Source organism: Streptomyces xanthochromogenes (assembly GCF_014650455.1).
GTDB lineage: Bacteria > Actinomycetota > Actinomycetes > Streptomycetales > Streptomycetaceae > Streptomyces > Streptomyces xanthochromogenes.
The window spans coordinates 239,818-260,085 of record NZ_BMUZ01000007.1; the positions used below are offsets into that span (position 1 = coordinate 239,818).

The window sequence follows — 20,268 nt, forward strand, 5'->3', positions numbered from 1 at the left end:
GGGGCCCGCCGGGCGGCGCCGCCTCCCCGGGATCTTCACCGGCCCACGACCACGTCGTCCCCGGCCACGAGCCGGTGGCCCGGGGCCGCCGTGACGGCCACATAGCCGTCCGCGTCCATGCCCGCGGTGACCGGGACCCGGTCCTGGGTGCCGGACCGGGCGCGTACCAGGACCGAGGTGCGGCCGTCCGCCCCGGCGCTGACGGCGGTGGCGGGCACGACCAGGACCGGCCCGGGGCTGGCGGCCGCGGTCACCGTGACCCGTACGTCGAGACCGAGCCAGGGGGCCGGGAGGTCGGTGTCCGGGGTGACGGTGAGCGGATACCCGGCCCGGGCCTGTGGCACGTCATTTCCCTGTCCGCCCTGACCACCGCCGGTGGAACCGTTCTGCCCCGCAGAACTGCCGCCGGTACGACCGGAGTTGGTGACACCGTTCGTGTAGGCGCCGAGCGCGGTGACCGCCCCTTCGGCGTCCTGGCCGAGCACCTCGGCCGAGAGCCGGACCTTCATTCCCTCGCGCAGCGCGCTCTTCTGGTCCTGGGTGAGGACGGTCGTCACGACGGGCCGGCCGGAGTCGATGACCAGGAGCGGCGCGGTGACGGGTGTGCCGACGGTCCCGTTGACGGCCGAGAGGCGGGCGGGGAAGGAGGGCACGAAGGTGAACTCGGCGAGCGGCAGCATCACTCCGGTGTGCGCGACGAGTTCGTCGAGCGACTGCCGGGCTGTCGTCAAGTCCTGTGTGGCGTAGGCGAGTTGGGTGCCCGCCGCGGAGGCTGCGGCGGCATCCTTGGCAGCGTCGCGGGTGGCCCGGGCGGCGGCGAGGGCGCGTTCGGCGGCGGTGACGGCCTGGCGGCCCGCGGTGAGCGCCTGCCGGTCCGATGCGCCGTGCGGGCCACCGGTGTCGGGCGGGTCGTAGCCGCGGTCGGCGTAGAGCGCCGCGATGGCGGCCTTGGTGCGCGGCCCGAACGTGCCCGACGGGTCGCGGTCGGCGTACCCGAGCCGGCGCAGCGCGTCCTGGAGTTCTCCGACGTCCTTGCCGGTGTCGCCGGGCTTGAGGTCCCGGTAGGCGGGTACGCCGCCGGGCAGGGCGAGCACGGGCCGCCCGGAGACCTCGACCAGGACGTCCCCGGGCGCTATCGCGCTGCCGGCCTTCTTGCGGATGCCGGTCAGGAGCAGCGCTCCGGCGGCCGAGCCCGCCGACTGTCCGGCGACGGGGGTGAAGCCGACGCTGCCGCCCGCGGTGACGGTGCCCCGCAGGACCACCGACTTGGTCAGCACGCGCTGCTGCACGGGGGCGGTGAGCACGGTGGGGTCGGGAGCCCGGCGCCCTGCCGCGTCCTGGGCGGGCGAGCGGACGAAGACCGAGGCTACGAGCCCCCCGACGGACAGCAGCACGGCCCCCGCGGCGACGATCAGGAGAATGCGCTGACGTCTGATCAGGGCCGAAGCGGCGGGCGGTATCCCGTCACCCGACGGCCGTTGCGCGGCACCGTCCGCGGAGCGGACTTCCCGCTCCGGTTCCAGGACACTCGGAATACCCGATTCGGGCGTGGGACTCTCTGCCATTCGGTCCGCCTGCCAGGTAGCCGCCCGGTCCGCTCGCGGGATCGGGCGCCAGCTTGATGTCCCGGCCGGGCCGCGTCAAGGGGGGAATTCCCGGGCGCCCGAAGACGTATGTGTCCGAATCACGGCCGTTGCGGGTCGGCGGGCCGCGGGACAACCGATGACATGGGATCTTTGCCAACCCTTTTCAACTGGGGTTACCACCGGGGGAATTAACCAATCCGGGCGATTGCGTTCATCGGGGTCTTCGCGGGATTCGGCCATGACGGTCGCGGCGGGACGCCCCTGACGTTGCTCTAATCCCATGGAGTCGCGGAGTCCGCAAAGCTTCCATTGACCGGGCGGGGCCCACCACTTACGGTGCTCCTGCCCTGGGAGACATCCCGGGACACGGCGGTGTCCGGCCGGAACCGTGCACGAAAGAGCGCAAGAAAGCACGGCGTCACGTCAATTCCCAAGACATCAAGGGAGATTCGCTGTGAGATCCAGATATGCGCTGGCCGCGGCCGGCATCGCGGTCGCCGCCCTGACCACCCTCGCGACCCCCGCATCGGCCACCGCCGCCCCCGCCGCGAGCACCCTCGGCCCGGCCGCCACCGTCATCGGCATCGAGTTCGTCGACGCCAACTACCAGGGCGCCACCTACACCGTGACCGGCGGCACCTGCACCGCCACCACGTCGGACGTCGACTTCTACGTCAACTCCATGCCCGGTGGCTGGAACGACGTCGTCTCCTCGTTCCACAGCTATGCGAACTGCTACACCAAGCTGTACGAGAACAGCAACCGCAACGGGTCGACGTACGGGTTCGTCGGCGACTCCAGCTACGTCGGGAACGCGATGAACGACCGCGCCAGCTCCATCGAGTGGAGCTGACCGGATTCCACTCGGCCGCCGCCGCGGACCAGGGCACGGTCCGCGGCGGTGGCCGAACCGGCGAACCGGCGGCTCCCTACCCCACTTCACCCGGGTACGAAGTCCGGAAGGCCTGAAGGGCGGCCATGACAGCGCGAGTTGCACGAGAAGGGCGCCCGGGTGCGGGAGCCCTCAGGATATCGGGCCCGGTCGCCGCGGGCGCCGCGGTGGCCCTGCTTGCTGCCGCGGGCTGTTCCGGCTCCGCGCGACCGCACGACGCGCCGACGATCGGCGCCATTCCGAAGATCACGAATTCCGCGCAGATCAAGCCGCTGCCGCTGGACGCGTACACCCTCAATCAGCAGCAGTATCTGGACACTCTCAACGCCCAGCGGGTGCTGGCCCGGAGCTGTATGACGCAATACGGAATCGACTGGCACGGCAGTGATGTGATCGACCCGGCACCCGTCGGCCAGAAACTCGACACCCTGTTCCTGATCATCGACGAGAACCGTGCCGCGCAGTACGGATACCACTCCCCCGACGATCATTCCGGGGACGGAAAGAAAACCGGCACCGGAAGCGATCCGACCCCCGTGGAGAAGTCGGTCTTCACCGGGACCTACAAAGGCCCCGACATCAATGGCCATTCCGTTCCCAAAGGCGGCTGTAATGCCGTGGTGGAGGCCGAGTTGTCCAAGGGCGGCGCGGCGGGAGTGGGCGTCTTCGACGCCGCCAACGTCATGCTCGGCCCCTATCAGCAGTCGAAGGCGGACAGCCGGGTCGAGGACGCGTTCAGCGCCTGGAGCACCTGCATGAAAGGCAAGGGGTACGCCTACGGGACCCCGAACGACGCCGTCAACGACCCCGCCTGGCGCTCCCCGCAGCCGAGCCCGACGGAGCTCGCGACGGCCCGCGCGGACGTCGCCTGCAAGCAGCAGACGAACGTCGTCGGCATCTGGTGGGCGGTGCTCACGGCGTACGAGAACCAGTACATCGACCAGCACGCCGAGGAGCTCACCAAGGTGAAGCGCCAGGTGGACGCGACGCTGAGGAACTCGGCGACGATCCTGGCGACCAAGAGCTGACGCCCTGTCACGAGGCTCACGGGGGAGGCCTGTCCGTAAGAATCGGTACGGACACGAACGCCTCCCCCGGCCCTTCCCTGGGTTCAGCCGGAGACGCTGGACCGCCCGTTCTCGATGTGCCCCATCAGACGGCGGCGGAACGGGGCTCCGCCGTCCGTCGTCACCTCCAGGTCGTACCAGCCGTGCGCATCCGCGGCGGAGTGCACCACGGTGCGGCTGCGCCCCGGCTTGACCGTCACGATCCGCTTCCAGTCCCGCAGATCGGCCTCGTCGGCGTAGCCCAACGGTCGCACGACGAAGGTGACGGCCTGGTGACCGCGGTTGCGAAGCGTCAGGTGGACATCGCGGTCGTCGTGGTCGAGATACGTGGTCAGCTCGGCGGCATCGGTGCGAGCCGCGCCCTCGAACTCGCGCCGGAAGCCGTTCGGACCGGTCACCGTGAACCGGTAGGCGCCGTCCGCCCCCTGGGCCGGCGGCACGCTCCACTGCGCCTTGCCCCGGACGTCCTTGTGCTGCGGCACGGGGAATTCCTTGGCGTACGGATAGAGCGCGAAGTGGACACTGGACCGGCCGTTGTTGCTGAGCTGCACCTGGAGCGCACCGCCCGCGACCTTGGCGTACGCGTCCGGCTGGTACGGCAGCGGCCGGGCGGGCCGGGTGCCCTCCTCCTGCACGGGCATGTGCTGCTCGGCGGGCGGCTTGGGGCTCCAGCGTCCGCTCAGCGGCGGGATCGGGCCCGGGCGGGTCACCGCGGGCTGCGGCCTGCCGCGCTTGAAGTCGAACGCTGAGGTCAGATCGCCGGTGACGGTGCGGCGCCACTTGCCGATGTTGGGCTCGCGCACGCCCGTCCAGCGCTCCAGGAAACGGATCACGGAGGTGTGGTCGAAGACTTCCGAGCAGACGTAGCCGCCGACGCTCCAGGGCGAGACGACCAGCATCGGCACCCGCGCGCCGAGCCCGGTCGGGTGGCCCTGCCACTGCTCCTCGGTCACCTCGGGCGGCGCGACGGGCGGCGGGACGTGGTCGAAGAAGCCGTCGTTCTCGTCGTAGTTGATGAGCACGACGGTGTGCCGCCAGACGTCGGGGTGCTTGCCGAGCGCGTCGAGCACCTTGTAGACGATGGTGGCGCTGTGCACCGGCGAGGAGACGCTGGGGTGCTCGGAGTCCAGCGCCGAGGGCACCAGGTAGGAGACCTCGGGCAGGGTCCCGGCGGCGACGTCCTTGCCGAAGGCGTCGGCGAGCGTACCGGTCGGCACGCGCCTCAACCCCCGCTCGAACAGGCTGCGTTCGGCCTTGGTGAGGGTGGCGACGCCCTGGTCGAGCAGTCCCAGGAGCCGCTGCCGCTCGGTGTCGTCGGGGGCGTCGCGCACGACACCGTAGAACGACTCCATGAAGGTGTGGCCACCGGTCTTGGCCAGTGCCTTGCGGGCGATCGCCTTGAAGGTGGTGAAGAACTCGATCTGGTTGTCGGTGAAGTTCTCCCACTCGGTGTACGTCTTCCAGCTGCGCCCGGCCTTCTCCAGCCGCTCGGCGTAGGTGCCCCAGTCGTACCCGGCGTGTGTGCCCTCGTCGTAGGCGTCGTTGCCGACGGCCCGCTGGCCGTTGGCCTCGAACCCGGTCTTCCCGCTCCACAAGTGGTTGCGGTTGGGGCTGGTGGAGCTGTGGATGGAGGAGTGATAGGCGTCGCAGACGGTGAAGGTGTCGGCGAGCTCGTAGTGCAGCGGGATGTCCCGGCGGTCGTAGTAGGCCATGGTCGCCGAGGTCTTGGCGGAGACCCAGTTGTCCATCCAGCCGCCGTTCCAGGCCTTCGCGCCGCCGCTCCAGGAGTGGTCGAGGGCGCCTATGTACTGGAGGTCCTTGTGCTGGGTGGCCGCGGCACCGCGCACGGGGAACGGCAGGACGGTGCTGCCGAGCGGGCCCGGCTGCTCGAACACGGGCTTCCCGCCCGGGAGTTGGAGGGCGTTGCGGTCACCGAAGCCGCGTACGCCGCGCAGGGTGCCGAAGTAGTGGTCGAACGACCGGTTCTCCTGCATGAGGATCACGACGTGCTTGACCGCGCTCAGCCCGCCGGGGGGCGGCCCGGCGGCCATCGCCGACTGCAGCGAGGGCGGCAGCAGCGAGCCGGCGGCGGCCGCGCCGAGGGCGCCGCCGCTCAGGGCGAGCAGTCGGCGCCTTGAGATGCCGGAGCCTGCGGCGGCGTTGTCCGTGGTCACGTGGTCCTCCCGAGCGGTGTGGTGCGTACGGGGGGAACGGTAGTGACCCGGGGTGTCCCCCAGAAGGCCCCACCCCGGCCCCCGGGTGAACGTCCAAGCACTCCCTCCGGAAGTCCAACCCGGTTTTCCCCTTCGGGGGCTGGGGGCTGGGGGGCTGGGGGGGCGTGGCCCTGCGGGCCGGGTGCCGGGGGGGGGTGGGCTTGGCCTTGCAGGCCGGGGGTGCTGGGGTGAATTCGATCCCTGCGGATCGTGGGGGCTGGTCGCGCAGTTCCCCGCGCCCCTGAAACCCGACTTCGCCCGTCCACCGTGCGTGGCTGGTCGCGCAGTTCCTCGCGCCCCTGAAACCCGACTTCGCCCGTCGGCCGTGCGTGGCTGGTCGCGCAGTTCCTCGCGCCCCTTGGCGGTACTGCTGTTGGCTCGCCCTGCTGGTGGGCGCGGGCCAGGGCGGGCATCCTCAGCCCGTCCGGCGATTGAGGACGAGCGCCGTTCAGGCGCGAACGGGGTCTGGGGCGGAGCCCCAGGAGGGCCGGAACCCACCAACCCCGAGCAACGGGCGGGCTGGTGGGCGAACCCCAGGACGTGGGAAAGGGGCGGCCCCGCCGGGTGATTCGCCGGTGGGGTCGCCCCTTCGCGGGGTCGGAGGGCTAGCCCTCCACGCCCAACTTCTCCAGGATCAGCTGCTTCACACGGCCCGCATCGGCTTGGCCCCGGGTCGTCTTCATGACCGCACCCACGAGCGCCCCGACAGCCGCGACCTTCCCGCCCCGGATCTTGTCGGCGATCGCGGCGTTGGACGCGATCGCCTCGTCCACGGCGGCCCCCAGGGCCCCCTCGTCCGAGACGACCTTCAGGCCGCGCTTCTCGACGACCGCGTCCGGGTCGCCCTCGCCCGCGAGGACACCCTCGATGACCTGGCGAGCCAGCTTGTCGTTGAGGTCACCGGCCGCGACGAGCGCCACGACCCGGGCGACCTGCGCCGGGGTCACGGGCAGCTCGTCGAGCGCGACGCCCCGCTCGTTGGCGTTGCGGGCGAGCTCGCCCATCCACCACTTGCGGGCACCCGCCGCGTCCGCCCCGGCCTCGATCGTCGCGACGATCGGGTCGACCGCACCGGCGTTGAGCATCGACTGCATGTCGTGCTCGCTGACGCCCCACTCCTCGCGGAGCCGGTTGCGCCGCACCCGCGGCATCTCCGGGAGGGCGGCCCGCAGCTCCTCGACCCACGCACGCGCGGGAGCCACCGGAACCAGGTCCGGCTCGGGGAAGTAGCGGTAGTCCTCGGCGTTGTCCTTGATACGGCCCGAGGTGGTGGACCCGTCCTCCTCGTGGAAGTGCCGGGTCTCCTGCACGATCGTGCCGCCCGAGGACAGCACGGCCGCGTGCCGCTGGATCTCGAAGCGGGCGGCCCTCTCCACGGAACGCAGCGAGTTGACGTTCTTGGTCTCCGAACGCGTACCGAACTTCTCGGTGCCGTTGGGGCGCAGCGACAGGTTCACGTCGCAGCGCATCTGGCCCTTGTCCATGCGGGCCTCGGAGACGTCGAGCGCCTTGATGACCTCGCGCAGCTCGGCCACGTACGCCTTGGCGACCTCGGGGGCGCGCTCGCCCGCTCCCTCGATCGGCTTGGTGACGATCTCGATGAGCGGGATGCCCGCGCGGTTGTAGTCCAGGAGCGAGTGCGAGGCGCCGTGGATGCGGCCCGTCGCGCCACCGACGTGCGTGGACTTGCCGGTGTCCTCCTCCATGTGGGCGCGCTCGATCTCCACGCGGAAGATCTCGCCGTCCTCCAGCTGGACGTCCAGATAGCCGTTGAAGGCGATCGGCTCGTCGTACTGCGAGGTCTGGAAGTTCTTCGGCATGTCCGGATAGAAGTAGTTCTTCCGGGCGAAGCGGCACCACTCGGCGATCTCGCAGTTCAGCGCGAGGCCGATCTTGACGGCCGACTCGACCCCGATCGCGTTGACGACCGGGAGCGAGCCGGGCAGGCCGAGGCAGGTCGGGCAGGTCTGCGAGTTGGGCTCGGCGCCCAGCTCGGTCGAACAGCCGCAGAACATCTTGGTTTTGGTGCCGAGTTCGACATGGACCTCAAGGCCCATGACGGGGTCGTACGACGCGAGGGCGTCCTCGTACGAGACCAGATCAATGACGGTCACGGTGAAAAACTTCCCTCTCAGCCCAACAGGACGTCGTCGTCACCGATGCGCTTGAGCTCGCGCAGCAGGAGGGCGACACCGGTGGCGATGGCGGCGGCGGAGACGATGGCGTCCAGGAGCTTCAGCGTGTCGTTGTCGGTGCGGGCCTTCTTGGCCTGCTTCGCGACGCTGATGGCACCGAAGGCGGTGGTGCCGATGGACAGGTACGTACCGGCCTTGGACTTCTTGAAGCCTTTGGCCTTGGTCAGTGCACTCACAGCGACGGAGCCTCCTCAAGCAGCGGGTGTCCCCACTTTTCCACGAAGGCGGCCTCGACAGCGGCACCCACCTTGTACAGGCGGTCGTCCTTCATGGCGGGGGCGATGATCTGGAGCCCGACCGGCAGGCCGTCCTCCGGCGCGAGGCCGCAGGGCAGCGACATGGCGGCATTGCCCGCCATGTTGGTCGGGATGGTGCACAGGTCCGCGAGGTACATCGCCATCGGGTCGTCGGCGCGCTCGCCGATCGGGAAGGCGGTGGTGGGCGTGGTCGGCGAGACGATCACGTCGACCTGCTCGAAGGCCTTCTCGAAGTCGCGCGTGATGAGCGTGCGGACCTTCTGGGCGGAGCCGTAGTACGCGTCGTAGTAGCCGGAGCTCAGCGCGTACGTACCGAGGATGATGCGGCGCTTGACCTCGTCGCCGAAGCCGGCCTCGCGGGTCAGCGCGGTGACGTCCTCGGCGGACCTGGTGCCGTCGTCGCCGACCCGCAGGCCGTAGCGCATGGCGTCGAAGCGGGCCAGGTTGGAGGAGCACTCCGACGGCGCGATCAGGTAGTACGCGGAGAGCGCCAGGTCGAAGGACGGGCAGTCCAGCTCGACGATCTCGGCACCGAGCGACTTGAGCAGCTCGACCGACTCGTTGAAGCGCTGGACGACACCGGCCTGGTAGCCCTCGCCCGAGAACTGCTTGACGACGCCGACGCGCATCCCGGCCACCGAGCCGTTGCGGGCGGCCTCGACGACCGGCGGAACCGGCGCGTCGATGGACGTCGAGTCGAGCGGGTCGTGGCCGGCGATGACCTCGTGCAGCAGCGCCGCGTCCAGGACCGTACGGGCGCAGGGGCCGCCCTGGTCGAGGGAGGACGAGAAGGCGACCATGCCGTAGCGGGAGACCGCGCCGTAGGTCGGCTTGACGCCGACCGTGCCGGTGACGGCGGCGGGCTGGCGGATGGAGCCGCCGGTGTCCGTGCCGATGGCGAGCGGCGCCTCGTAGGAGGCGAGGGCGGCGGAGGAGCCGCCGCCGGAGCCGCCCGGGATGCGGGTCAGGTCCCAGGGGTTGCCGGTCGGGCCGTACGCGCTGTTCTCGGTGGAGGACCCCATGGCGAACTCGTCCATGTTGGTCTTGCCGAGGATGACGACGTCCGCGTCCTTGAGACGCTTGGTGAGCGTCGCGTCGTACGGCGGGATCCAGCCTTCGAGGATCTTCGAGCCGACGGTGGTCGGGATGCCCTCGGTGGTGAAGATGTCCTTCAGCGCCAGGGGAACGCCGGCCAGCGGGCCGAGCTTCTCGCCGGCCGCGCGCTTGGCGTCGACGGCACGGGCCTGGGCGAGCGCACCCTCGCGGTCGACGTGCAGGAAGGCATGGACCTTCTCGTCGACGGCCTCGATGCGCGCCAGGTGGGCCTCGGTGACCTCGACGGCGGTGAGTTCGCCGGCCGCGATCCTCGCGGCGATCTCGGCCGCGGTGAGCTTGATGATGTCCGTCATGGTGATTAGTCCTCCCCCAGGATCTGCGGCACCTTGAAACGCTGCTGCTCCTGGGCCGGGGCGCCGGAGAGCGCCTGCGCGGGGGTGAGCGACGGACGGACCTCGTCCGCGCGCATGACATTGGTCAGCGGCAGCGGGTGGGAGGTCGGGGGTACGTCTTGGTCGGCGACCTCGGAGACGCGGGCGACCGCGCCGATGATGTCGTCGAGCTGTCCGGCGAAGTGGTCGAGCTCTTCGCCCTTCAGCTCCAGACGCGCCAGCCGGGCGAGGTGGGCGACCTCCTCGCGCGTAATGCCAGGCATGCAGCGATCCTCAGGGGTGAGTGAGTGTGGTTTGGCCCCAATCCTATGGGGCGCACCGCCCTCACCACGAAACGGATTACCCGCTCACCCTCGGTCACCGGCCCCGGCGTCCGCCGTCGCCCGCGTTCCGGCCGCTCCCCCGCCATCTCGCCGCGGCTTCCGGGCCGCTTCCCCGCGCGTCCGTGGATCTCCCGCATTTGGTCATCCTCCGTTCACATCGCGTGTGCGGACGCCTGGCTCACTGGGCGAAGTTGTTCAGCCAACTCGCCCCACCACGGCGTCCATCGAGAGGACCAGGCCCCCCGTGTCCCCGCTCAGTACGGTCCGGCTCGTCACGCCGGGCAGCCCCCGCGAGGGCGACAAGCTCTCCTTCCACTGGACCACCGACGCGCCCGACCCCAAGAACTGGATCGGCGTCTACGACGGCGACCGCGCCCCGGGCACCGGCTCCTCGCTCGCCTGGTCGTACGTGACGACCGCCGCCGGCGACACCACGCTCGACACCTCCGGCCTCGGCGAAGGCACCTACACCGCCTACCTGCTGGCCAAGGACGGCTACGGCATCCTCGCGCGGACCGCCCCGATCACGATCGCCACGCGTCCGCCGGTGCTCGCGCCGCACGCCGCCGTGGACTCCTTCACGACCGGGGCGTACGCGGCCGGGTCCCCGGTGTCGGTCCCGCTGGCCCCGCTATGGGTGCGCCCGCCGGGCAACCCGGCCGGCACCCCGTCCTTCCGGCGCCTGTCCGGCGACGCGTGGCTGTCCGTCGGCGCCGACGGCACGGTCACCGGCACCGCGCCCGGCCGGCCGGGACCGCATCCCGGGCGGATCGTGGTCGCGGTCAAGGACAGCGCGGGCGCGAGCGATGCCGTCACCGTCCAGGTGCCCGTGCGCGCCGCCGGATCCCGGCCGCGCCTGACGATCGCCTCGCTGAACCTGTGGGACGCCGGAACGCACATCGACGGCCGGGCGGAGAAGCTGGCGCGCCTCGTGCTCGGGCAGGGGCTCGACGTCCTGGCCCTCCAGGAGACGGGCGGCACCTCGGCGAAACCGCTCGCCGACACCCTGGGCTGGCACTCCTACGACACCCCGGCCGGGGTCGGCATCGTCAGCCGCTTCCCGCTCACGGAGGCCGCGGCCCCGGTCACGGACGTGCCCGCGGTCGCGGCCACCCTCCAACTCCCGGGCGGGCGGCGGCTCCGGCTGTGGGCGGCCCAGCTGGACGAGGCCGCGTACGGGCCCTACGCGGTGCGGGACGGACGCACCCCCGCCGAGGTCGAGGCCGCCGAACGCGCGAGCCTGCGCCACCGGCAGGCGACGGCGTTGCTCGCCGCGATGAAGGGCGACCTGGCGGCGCGGAGCACCCCGGTGGTGCTCGCGGCCGGGCTCGCCTCGCCCTCGCACCTCGACCGGGCCGCCAAGGTGCGCTGGCCGGTGACGGTGGCGCTCGCCTCGGCAGGGCTGCACGACGCGTTCCGCGAGGCGCACCCTAACCCGTCCCGCGAGCCCGGCACGACCTGGTCGCCGGTGCGCCCGGACGAGCCGCAGGACCGTATCGACCAGGTCCAGTACGCGGGCCCGCTGCACGTCGAGGCCGCGTACGCGCTGTGCACGGGCCGGCCGAAGCCGGTGCCGGACACCGCAGCCAACGGCTGGCCCTCCGACCACGCGGCGCCCGCGGTCACCTTCACCGTCCGCTGAGCGCCCGGCCCGACCCGCCGACGCGGCGATCCGCCGCCGGGCCCGCCCCGGCCCCTCCCCCGATCCGAAGACTCGAAGGACTCCCCCGTCATGACTCCCCTGAGCCGCCGCGCCTTCGTGGGCGCGTCCGCGGCGACCGCGGCCGCTGCCGCCGTCGGTCTGCCCGACCCCGCCACCGCCACCGCGGCCCCGCGCCCGAAGGGCAGCATCGAGGACGTCAAGCACGTCGTCGTCCTGATGCAGGAGAACCGCAGCTTCGACCACTACTTCGGCACCCTGTCCGGCGTCCGCGGCTTCGACGACCGCCAGGCGCTGACGTTCCCCAACGGCGACCCGGTCTTCCGCCAGCCGGACGCGGGCCGTGCCGACGGCTTCATGCTGCCGTACCGGATGGACACCACGAAGTACAACGCCCAGAACGCGGGCGGCCTCCCGCACGACTGGGGCACCGGGCACACCGCGATCAACGGCGGCGCGATGAACAAGTGGGTGGCCGCCAAGGGCGAGCGCACCATGGGCTACTTCACCCGCGAGGACATCCCCTACCAGTACGCCCTCGCCGACGCGTTCACCCTCTGCGACGGCTACTTCTGCTCCCAGGCGGGCCCCACCGACCCCAACCGCCTCTACCTGTGGACGGGCACCTGCGGCCCCGGCAAGGACGGCACGACCGGGCCCTGGACGGACAACACCCCGGTGACCGACAACCCGGTCGCGGACTGGACGACGTACGCCGAGCGCCTGGAGGCGGCGAAGGTCAGCTGGCGGGTCTACCACAACCCGTCGAAGGACGACCGGTACGGCGACTACGACGACAACGCGCTGTCGTACTTCAAGCAGTTCCACACCTTCGCGAAGGACGACCCGCGTTACGTCAACGCGATGACCAAGTTCGATCCGGCCGCCTTCGACAAGGACTGCAAGGACGGCACGCTGCCGACGGTGTCCTGGCTGGTGGCGCCCTACCTCTTCAGCGAACACCCGTCGGCGGGCCCCGACTACGGCGCGCACTGGGTCGATCAGGCCCTCCAGTCGCTCTTCTCCAACCCGGAGGTGTGGAAGCACACCGTCTTCCTGGTCATGTACGACGAGAACGACGGCTACTTCGACCACGTCCCGCCTCCGTTCCCCGAGCCGGGCACCCCGGACGAATTCGCGGCGGGCCGCCCGATCGGCCTGGGCAACCGGGTGCCGCTGTGGGCGATCTCCCCCTGGTCGCGCGGCGGCTACGTCAACTCCCAGGTCTTCGACCACACTTCGGTCCTGCGCTTCCTGGAACTCGTGACCGGGGTCCGGGAGCCGAACATCTCGGACTGGCGCCGCTCGGTGTGCGGCGACCTCACGAGCTGCTTCGACTTCACGAAGCCGGACTACTCGATTCCGAAGCTCCCCGACACCGTGGCACTGATGGCGAAGGCGGACGCCGGCAACGCGCTTCCCGTCGTCAGGCTGCCCGCCAACGGGGCCCAGTCGATGCCCACCCAGGAGCCGGGCAGCCGTCCGCACCGGTCGCTGCCGTACCGCCCCTGGGCGGACGTGACGGTGGACCGCGCGACGGGCCGGGTGACCTGCACCCTGGCCAACCACGGGCCGGCCACGTTCCACTTCACGGTGCTCCCCAACACGCTGAAGCCGTTCACGGGCACGCCGTTCACGGTCGCGCCGGGCGCCTCGAAGACGTATGTCTGGGAGACGGCGGAGACGGACGGCCGCTACGACTTCACGGTCCACGGCGCGGACGGCTTCCTGCGCCGCTTCTCCGGCACGGTGACGCGTGCGACGCCCCCGGGCCCGGCCCCCGTCCCCTCGGTGACCGCCATCCTGCACGGGCGCCGCAGCCTGGAACTCCGCCTCTGCAACGAAGGCGCGTCCGAGCTGTCCTTCACCGTGTCCGACGACCGGGGCTCACGGGTGGTGTGGGTCCCGCCGCACGACCGCACGTCGGTGAACTGGCCGTTGAAGAACGGGAGTTACGACCTCACGGTGACGGCGGCGAGCGGGAGCCGGTTCGTGCGGAGGTACGCGGGGACGGTCCACACGGGGTAGGGCGAACCCGGGTGCGCGCGGGCCTTCACGGCCCCGGGGCGGGGGGTGCGGGCCTTCGCGGCCCCGGGGCGGGGGGTGCGGGCCTTCGCGGCCCAGGGGCGGGGAATTCGGCCGCGGGCCGTGCGTGGCCGTTCGCGCAGTTCCCCGCCGCGAACGGGGTCCGGGGCGGAGCCCCGGGGGCCGGAACCCACCCGGGTCACTGGACGGGCTGGCCCGAGGACCGGGACGCCTCCGCCTCGGCCCGCGCGGCCGCCGCCGCGATCTCGGCGGGCCGGTGCCACCCGGAGTCCCCCCGGGCGAGCAGCCAGGCCGTGGCCTCCTCCGGCGGCATCGCCGCGGCCACCAACCACCCCTGCACCGCATCACACCCCAGGTCGCGCAACCGCTCCCACGTCTCGTCGTCCTCGACACCCTCCGCGACCACCAACAGGCCCAGCGAATGGGCGAGATCGACCGTGCAACGGACGATCTCCGCGTCCTCGTTGTCGATGGCGAGCCGGGCCACGAACGACCGGTCGATCTTCAACTCGCTGACCGGCAGCCGCCGCAGGTGCACCAGCGAGGAGTACCCGGTGCCGAAGTCGTCGAGGGACATCTTGACGCCGTGCCCGGTCAGCCCGGCCAATGTGTCGGCGGCCCGCTGCGGGTCCTCCAGCAGAACGTGTTCCGTGATCTCCAGCTGGAGCGCGCCCGCCGGTACGCCGTGCCGGGCGAGCCGGGCCGCGACGGACCCCGCGAAGCCGGGCGTGTGGACGTCGCGCGGCGACACGTTGACGGCGACCGGGACATTGAGGCCCTGGGCACGCCACCGGGCCACCTGCGCGAGCGCGGTGTCCAGGACGTACTCGGTGAGGTGCGGCATGAGCCCGCTGGACTCGGCGATGGCGATGAACTCGTCCGGCGCCACCCGCCCGCGTTCGGGGTGCACCCAGCGCACCAGCGCCTCAAGACCCGCCACCTGCCCGTCGAACTGGACCTTCGGCTGGTAGTGCAGCTCCACGTCCCCGGCGTCGAGCGCCCGCCGCAGGTCGCCCAACAGGCCGAGACGGTCAGGGGTGTTGGAGTCCCGCTTGGACTCGTACACCTCCACGCCCGTACGGTCCCGCTTGGCCTGGTACATCGCGACGTCGGCCCGCCGCAGCAGCCCTTCGGCGTCGAGCGCGTGGTCGGGGAAGAGCGCCACTCCGGCGCTCGCCTCCAGGACCAGGGTCAGCCCGTCCAGGTCGAGCGGTGAGGACAGCTCGGCGACCAGACCGCGGGCCGTGCGCATGGCGCTGGTCGCGGATTCGCAGACCGGCAGCAGCACGGCGAACTCGTCCCCGCCGAGCCGGGCCGCCTCCGCGCCGCGCGGCAGGGCGGTCCTGAGGCGTTCGGCTATCTGGAGGAGCAGGCGGTCGCCGGCGAGGTGACCGAGGGTGTCGTTCACCGACCGGAAGCGGTCGAGATCGATCAGGACGAGGGCGGTGCGGGAGCCGGTGTTCTCCGCCTCCTCCAGGGCCGACCAGGTGCGTTCCAGGAGCCACTGGCGGTTGGGGAGCCCGGTCAGCGGATCGCGCAGCTGTTCCTCGGCGCGGGCCCGGGCGATCCAGAGCGTCGAGTCGAGGGCGACGAGCGGCACCGCGAACAGCGGGAGCAGCACGGGCACCGACATGGCGACGACGCAGATCAGCGGTGCGATGCCGAGCAGCGCGACCGCCACGAGCCCCTGACGGAACAGGGCCGTGCGGGCGACCGTGGGCAGGCCGTTGCGCGGGGCGAGGGCGTACCAGAGCAGGGTCCGGGTGATCAGCAGATACGTGCCCGCCGCGAGCACGATCTCGGGGGCGGTGGCGAGGCTCCACCGGGTGGGCCACCACGGCTGGGCGACGCTCGGAACGATGTCGAGCGCGGCCAGGACCAGGCCCGCGGCTCCTATCCCGAGGACGTCCACGGCGCCGTGCAGCACGCCCTGGCGCCACCGGTTGCGCCGCGCGACGCCGACCAGGACCACCACCGCCAGGCTGACCAGCGCGGCCGGGAGCCAGCCGTACAGGAGCAGGACCGCGATGGTGAGGGCGGCGCCGGAGCCGGTGCCGCCCCACCAGCGCTCCCGGCCGAGCGCGACGAGGTGGCCGACGATGATGCCGCTGAGGACGGCCAGCGACCAGCCCGTGGTCCCGCCCGGGAACAGGGCGTCGCCCGCTTGGACGGCCCGGTAGAAGCCGGTGGCGAGGACCACGCCCGCAAGGCCCGTGACGACGGCCGTCAGCCCGGACGAAAGGCCCGTGAACCCGCGCAGCCTCACGGCCGGGGCGGTGCTCTCGGTCGGTTTCATTCCCGTCCCTCTCACAGCCGGCGGTGCCCGTGCACGCGATGGCCCCGATGTCATGCCACCACGGCTGGTGTTCCTCCCCAACCGCTCCACGAGCAGGGGCCATCAGCCGTGCACGACCGGCGCACATCTCAACAGTAGGCCGCGGAAGGCTCTGTCGGGCAGCGGTCTACAGCTCTTGCCCGAATGCGACCCAGCCACCCGCATCGGTCTGCTATGCGCCGAACGGGTGACTCCGCGCAGCCTCCAGGCCCCCTGTTACTACCCTTCTTTGACCCTCATTCCCCCTCCGGGGCAGTCGGCATCGCGGCTTCTCTCGCCGCGTCGGCCCCTTGTTCCAGCAGAACGGCGAAGCCGTCCTCGTCCAGAACCGGAACCTTCAGCTGCATCGCCTTGTCGTATTTGGAACCGGGGCTGTCTCCGACGACGACGAACGACGTCTTCTTCGAAACGGAACCGGTGACCTTCGCTCCGCGGCTCTGCAACGCCTCTTTCGCGCCATCTCTGGTGTGCCGCTCAAGAGTTCCGGTCACGACAACGGTGAGCCCCTCCAGCGGGCGCGGCCCCTCGTCCTCCCCGGTGCTCTCGTCCTCCATGCGGACGCCGGCGGCCTTCCACTTGCGCAGGATCTCCTGGTGCCACTCCTCGGCGAACCACTGCTTGAGGGAGGCCGCGATGATGCCGCCCACGCCCTCGACCGCGGCGAGTTCCTCCTCTCCGGCCTGCTCGATGCGCTCGATGGACCGGAATTCGCGGGCCAGCGCCTCGGCGGCGACCGGGCCGACGTGGCGGATGGAGAGACCCGTGAGGATGCGCGCCAGCGGACGCTCCTTGGCGGCCGCGATGTTCTCCAGCATGGAGACGGCGTTCTTGCGCGGCTCGCCGTTCATGTTGGCGAAGACGAGCGCCGTCTTCTCCTCGCCGGTTTTCGGGTCGCGCTTGGGCAGCCCGCTGTCCTGATCGAGTACGTACGCCCTGATCGGCAGGAGCTGATCCATGGTGAGGTCGAAGAGCCCGCCCTCGTCGAGCAGGGGCGGCTCGGCGGGCTCCAGCGGCTTGGTGAGGGCGGCGGCCGCGACGTATCCGAAGTTCTCGATGTCAAGGCTCTTGCGGCCCGCCAGGTAGAACAGCCGCTCCCTCAATTGGGCGGGGCAGGACTGCGCGTTGGGGCAGCGGAGGTCGATGTCGCCCTCCTTCATCGGGCGCAGCGCGGTGCCGCACTCCGGGCACTCGGCGGGCATTTCGAAGGGGTACTCGCTGCCGTCCCGCAGGTCGGCGACGGGGCCGAGGATCTCCGGGATGACGTCGCCGGCCTTGCGCAGCACCACGGTGTCGCCGATGAGGACGCCCTTGGCCTTGACCACGTCCTGGTTGTGGAGCGTGGCGAACTCGACCTCGGAGCCGGCCACGGTGACGGGCTCGACCTGTGCGTAGGGCGTGACGCGGCCCGTACGGCCCACGCCCACGCGGATGTTGACGAGCTTGGTGTTGACCTCTTCGGGCGCGTACTTCCAGGCGATGGCCCAGCGCGGGGCGCGTGCGGTGGAGCCGAGGCGGCCCTGGAGGGGGATCTCGTCGAGCTTGACGACGACGCCGTCGATCTCGTGCTCCACCACCGAGTGCCGGTTCTCGCCCATGTAGGCGATGAACTGGCGTACTTCTTCGAGGGTCTTGACGACCTTGTTGTGCTGGGCGGTGGGCAGGCCCCATTCGCGCAACAGGTCGTAGGCACCGGAGAGGCGGTCGATGTCGAAGCCCTCGCGGGCGCCGATGCCGTGCACGACCATGTGCAGCGGCCGGGTCGCGGTGACCTTGGGGTCCTTCTGGCGCAGCGAACCGGCGGCCGCGTTGCGGGGGTTGGCGAACGGCTTGTCGCCCGCTTCGACCAGGCGCGCGTTGAGGCCCTCGAAGGCCTCCATCGGGAAGTAGACCTCGCCCCGGATCTCCACGAGCGCCGGGATGCGGTCGCCCTGGAGACGGGTGGGGATGTCGGCGATGGTGCGCACGTTGGGCGTGATGTCCTCGCCGGTGCGGCCGTCGCCGCGGGTGGCGGCACGGGTCAGCCTGCCGTGCTCGTACGTCAGGTTCACGGCGAGGCCGTCGACCTTGAGCTCGCACAGGTAGTGATAGGTGCCGGTGCCGACGTCCTTGGCGACGCGCTCGGCCCAGGCGGCGAGTTCCTCGTCGTCGAAGGCGTTGTCCAGGGACAGCATGCGCTCGCGGTGCTGGACCGAGGCGAAGTCCGTCTCGTAGGCCACGGCGACCTTCTGACTCGGCGAGTCGGGGGTGCGCAGCTCGGGGTGCTCGTCCTCCAGGGCTTCCAGGGAGCGGAGCAGCTTGTCGAAGTCGCCGTCGCTGATGACCGGTTGGTCCCGGACGTAGTACCGGAAGCGGTGCTCCTCGATCTGCTCGGCGAGGAGCACGTGCTGCTCCCGTGCCTCTGCGGGCACCGCCGCGTTCTGTTCGCCAGCCACCGTCATGTCCTCCCGTTTCCCGTTGTCCCCGTCACTCAGGGTTGTCCGCGAGCGATCTCGCCGCCCGGACGCAGTGGGCGAGCGCGGCCCGGGCGTGGGCCGGGGACGCGCCCGCCATGCCGCACGTGGGAGTGATCACCACGGACTCGCCCAGAGTCCCCGGATTCAGCCCCAGCCTGCGCCACAGCGTCCTGACACCCATGACGCTACCGGCAGGGTCTGACAATGGGCCGTCGGTGGCGGGCACCACTCCGGCGAAGAGCTTCACGCCGCTCTCGGCGGCCTCACCGATCTGCTCGTCGTCACGCTCGGTGAGCAGCGAGAAATCGAACGACACCCCGGCGGCCCCGGCCCGCCGCAGCAGCGCGAACGGGACGTCGGGGGCGCAGGAGTGGACGACGACGGGGCCGTCGTGCACGGCCATGACCTCGCGCAGCGCGCCCTCCACGACCTGCCGGTCGACGGCCCGGTGGGTGCGGTATCCGCTGGCGGTACGGATCTGTCCGCGCAGCACCGAGGTGAGCGAGGGCTCGTCGAGCTGGAGCACGAGCCGGGCTCCGGGGACGCGGCGGCGTACGTCGGCGAGGTGGTCGCGCAGGCCTTCGGCGAGTGACCCCGCGAGGTCGCGGCAGGCGCCGGGGTCGCCGAGGGAGAGCTCGCCGTTCCTGAGCTCCAGGGCCGCGGCCAGCGTCCAGGGCCCGACGGCCTGCACCTTGAGCGGGCCGGTGTACTCCTGGGTGAACTCCTCCAGGGCGTCGAGGTCCTCGCCGAGCCAGGACCTGGCCCGGCGGGTGTCCCGGCCGGGCCGGTCCCCGACCCGCCAGCCGCTGGGCTCGACGTGCCCGTACATCTCGACGAGGAGCCCGATGGTCCGCCCGATCATGTCGGCGCCGGGCCCGCGCGCGGGCAGCTCCGCGAGGTGCGGGAAGTCGCCGCGCGCCCCTTCGGCCCCGATCAGCGAGCCGGTGACGGTCTTGGCGGTCTCCCGCGCGTCGCCGCCCGGCATCGAGCCGACGCCGGTGGCGGGCCCCCAGGGGAATTTGCTCTGTTCGCTCACCCCGGAAGCCTACGCAACCGAGCGCACGGCCCGGTCCCGGCTACTTGCCGGGGCGCACGGTGAGGTCGTTGACCTCGGCGTCGGCCGGCAGGTCGATGGCCATGACGATGGTGGTGGCCACCGACTCGGGGTCGATGAACTTCGCGGGGTCGTACTCCTTGCCCTCCTGCGAGTGCACCTTGGCCTGCATGGGGCTCGCGGTGCGGCCGGGGTAGACCGAGGTCACGCGGACGCCGTTGGCGTGCTCCTCGTGGCGCAGCGAGTCGGCGAGCGCCTTGAGGCCGTGCTTGGAGGCGGCGTACGCGCCCCATTCGGCGTGCGCGGCGAGGCCGGCACCGGAGTTCACGAAGACCACGTGGCCGCGCGAGGCGCGCAGTTGGGGCAGCAGGTGCCGGGTGATCTCGGCGGGGGCGATCAGGTTGACGTTGAGCTGCTGGTGCCAGGTCTTGGGGCGCAGTTCGCCGACCGGGCCGAGGTCGACGATGCCCGCGATGTGCAGGAGCGAGTCGAGTTGCCCGGGCATCGGCTGCTTGTCGAAGGCCCAGGAGAGGCGGTCGGGGTCCGCGAGGTCGCCGACGAGGGTGCGGGCGCCCGGGTACCGGGCGGCGAACTCCTTCGCGCGTCCGGCGTCGCGGGCGAGCAGGATGAGCTCGTCGCCGCGCTCGTGCAGTCGGCGGGCGACGGCCGCGCCGATGCCGGAACCGGCGCCGGTGATCAGATGAGTAGCCATACCCGCCATGCTCGCACTGGTCGGGGA

At 71.5% G+C, this 20,268-nt stretch carries 14 protein-coding genes; 4 read left to right on the top strand and 10 right to left on the bottom strand.

Annotation, left to right across the window (positions count from 1 at the left end):
- Window positions 1-35 precede the first annotated feature (35 nt).
- On the bottom strand, window positions 36-1,565 hold the full coding sequence (locus tag IE267_RS40170; RefSeq protein ID WP_189764154.1) for a peptidoglycan-binding protein: 1,530 nt from the start codon (window positions 1,563-1,565) through the stop codon (window positions 36-38).
- Between the two features lie 475 nt (window positions 1,566-2,040).
- Between IE267_RS40170 and IE267_RS20095 the strand changes: the two genes are divergently transcribed.
- Window positions 2,041-2,439, top strand: a complete 399-nt coding sequence (locus IE267_RS20095; RefSeq protein WP_161248809.1) for a hypothetical protein — start codon at window positions 2,041-2,043, stop codon at window positions 2,437-2,439.
- Between the two features lie 125 nt (window positions 2,440-2,564).
- On the top strand, window positions 2,565-3,506 hold the full coding sequence (locus tag IE267_RS20100) for a hypothetical protein (protein ID WP_189764155.1): 942 nt from the start codon (window positions 2,565-2,567) through the stop codon (window positions 3,504-3,506).
- 83 nt (window positions 3,507-3,589) lie between these two features.
- Here IE267_RS20100 and IE267_RS20105 read toward each other — a convergent pair whose 3' ends face one another.
- The 5 genes from IE267_RS20105 to gatC all read right to left on the bottom strand — a co-directional run bounded on the left by IE267_RS20105 (window position 3,590) and on the right by gatC (window position 9,921).
- A complete protein-coding gene (locus IE267_RS20105; RefSeq protein ID WP_167159500.1) occupies window positions 3,590-5,686 on the bottom strand; it encodes a phosphocholine-specific phospholipase C in 2,097 nt (698 codons plus the stop codon).
- Between the two features lie 677 nt (window positions 5,687-6,363).
- Window positions 6,364-7,872, bottom strand: coding sequence for an Asp-tRNA(Asn)/Glu-tRNA(Gln) amidotransferase subunit GatB (gene gatB, locus IE267_RS20110; protein WP_167156704.1), 1,509 nt, complete (start codon window positions 7,870-7,872; stop codon window positions 6,364-6,366).
- A gap of 17 nt (window positions 7,873-7,889) precedes the next feature.
- Window positions 7,890-8,129 (bottom strand): hypothetical protein, encoded by a 240-nt coding sequence (locus IE267_RS20115; protein WP_100577574.1) that lies wholly within the window; start codon window positions 8,127-8,129, stop codon window positions 7,890-7,892.
- Window positions 8,126-9,619, bottom strand: a complete 1,494-nt coding sequence (gene gatA, locus IE267_RS20120; protein ID WP_167156706.1) for an Asp-tRNA(Asn)/Glu-tRNA(Gln) amidotransferase subunit GatA — start codon at window positions 9,617-9,619, stop codon at window positions 8,126-8,128. The genes IE267_RS20115 and gatA overlap by 4 nt, the downstream gene beginning before the upstream one ends.
- A 5-nt stretch (window positions 9,620-9,624) precedes the next feature.
- Window positions 9,625-9,921: an Asp-tRNA(Asn)/Glu-tRNA(Gln) amidotransferase subunit GatC gene (gene gatC, locus IE267_RS20125; protein WP_003966094.1), complete on the bottom strand. Its 297-nt coding sequence runs from the start codon at window positions 9,919-9,921 to the stop codon at window positions 9,625-9,627.
- A 304-nt stretch (window positions 9,922-10,225) separates the two neighbouring features.
- Here gatC and IE267_RS20130 point away from each other — a divergent pair, with 304 nt between their 5' ends.
- Together IE267_RS20130 and IE267_RS20135 are read left to right on the top strand one after the other, a co-directional pair.
- Complete coding sequence (locus IE267_RS20130) at window positions 10,226-11,623, top strand: endonuclease/exonuclease/phosphatase family protein (protein ID WP_189764156.1); 1,398 nt, start codon at window positions 10,226-10,228, stop codon at window positions 11,621-11,623.
- A 90-nt stretch (window positions 11,624-11,713) separates the two neighbouring features.
- Window positions 11,714-13,669: a phosphocholine-specific phospholipase C gene (locus tag IE267_RS20135; protein ID WP_189764157.1), complete on the top strand. Its 1,956-nt coding sequence runs from the start codon at window positions 11,714-11,716 to the stop codon at window positions 13,667-13,669.
- 196 nt (window positions 13,670-13,865) lie between these two features.
- Here the strand turns inward: IE267_RS20135 and IE267_RS20140 are convergent, their stop codons facing one another.
- From IE267_RS20140 to IE267_RS20155, 4 genes are all read right to left on the bottom strand, one after another.
- Window positions 13,866-15,983 (bottom strand): putative bifunctional diguanylate cyclase/phosphodiesterase, encoded by a 2,118-nt coding sequence (locus tag IE267_RS20140; protein WP_189764158.1) that lies wholly within the window; start codon window positions 15,981-15,983, stop codon window positions 13,866-13,868.
- A gap of 275 nt (window positions 15,984-16,258) precedes the next feature.
- Window positions 16,259-18,454: an NAD-dependent DNA ligase LigA gene (gene ligA, locus IE267_RS20145; RefSeq protein ID WP_189764159.1), complete on the bottom strand. Its 2,196-nt coding sequence runs from the start codon at window positions 18,452-18,454 to the stop codon at window positions 16,259-16,261.
- Window positions 18,455-18,485: 31 nt separating this feature from the next.
- The gene (locus IE267_RS20150) at window positions 18,486-19,511 is read right to left on the bottom strand and encodes a methionine synthase (protein WP_167156717.1); all 1,026 of its coding nucleotides are present in this window, start codon (window positions 19,509-19,511) and stop codon (window positions 18,486-18,488) included.
- Window positions 19,512-19,551: 40 nt separating this feature from the next.
- Window positions 19,552-20,250, bottom strand: a complete 699-nt coding sequence (locus IE267_RS20155) for an SDR family oxidoreductase (protein WP_161250085.1) — start codon at window positions 20,248-20,250, stop codon at window positions 19,552-19,554.
- Between the last annotated feature and the right edge of the window lie 18 nt (window positions 20,251-20,268).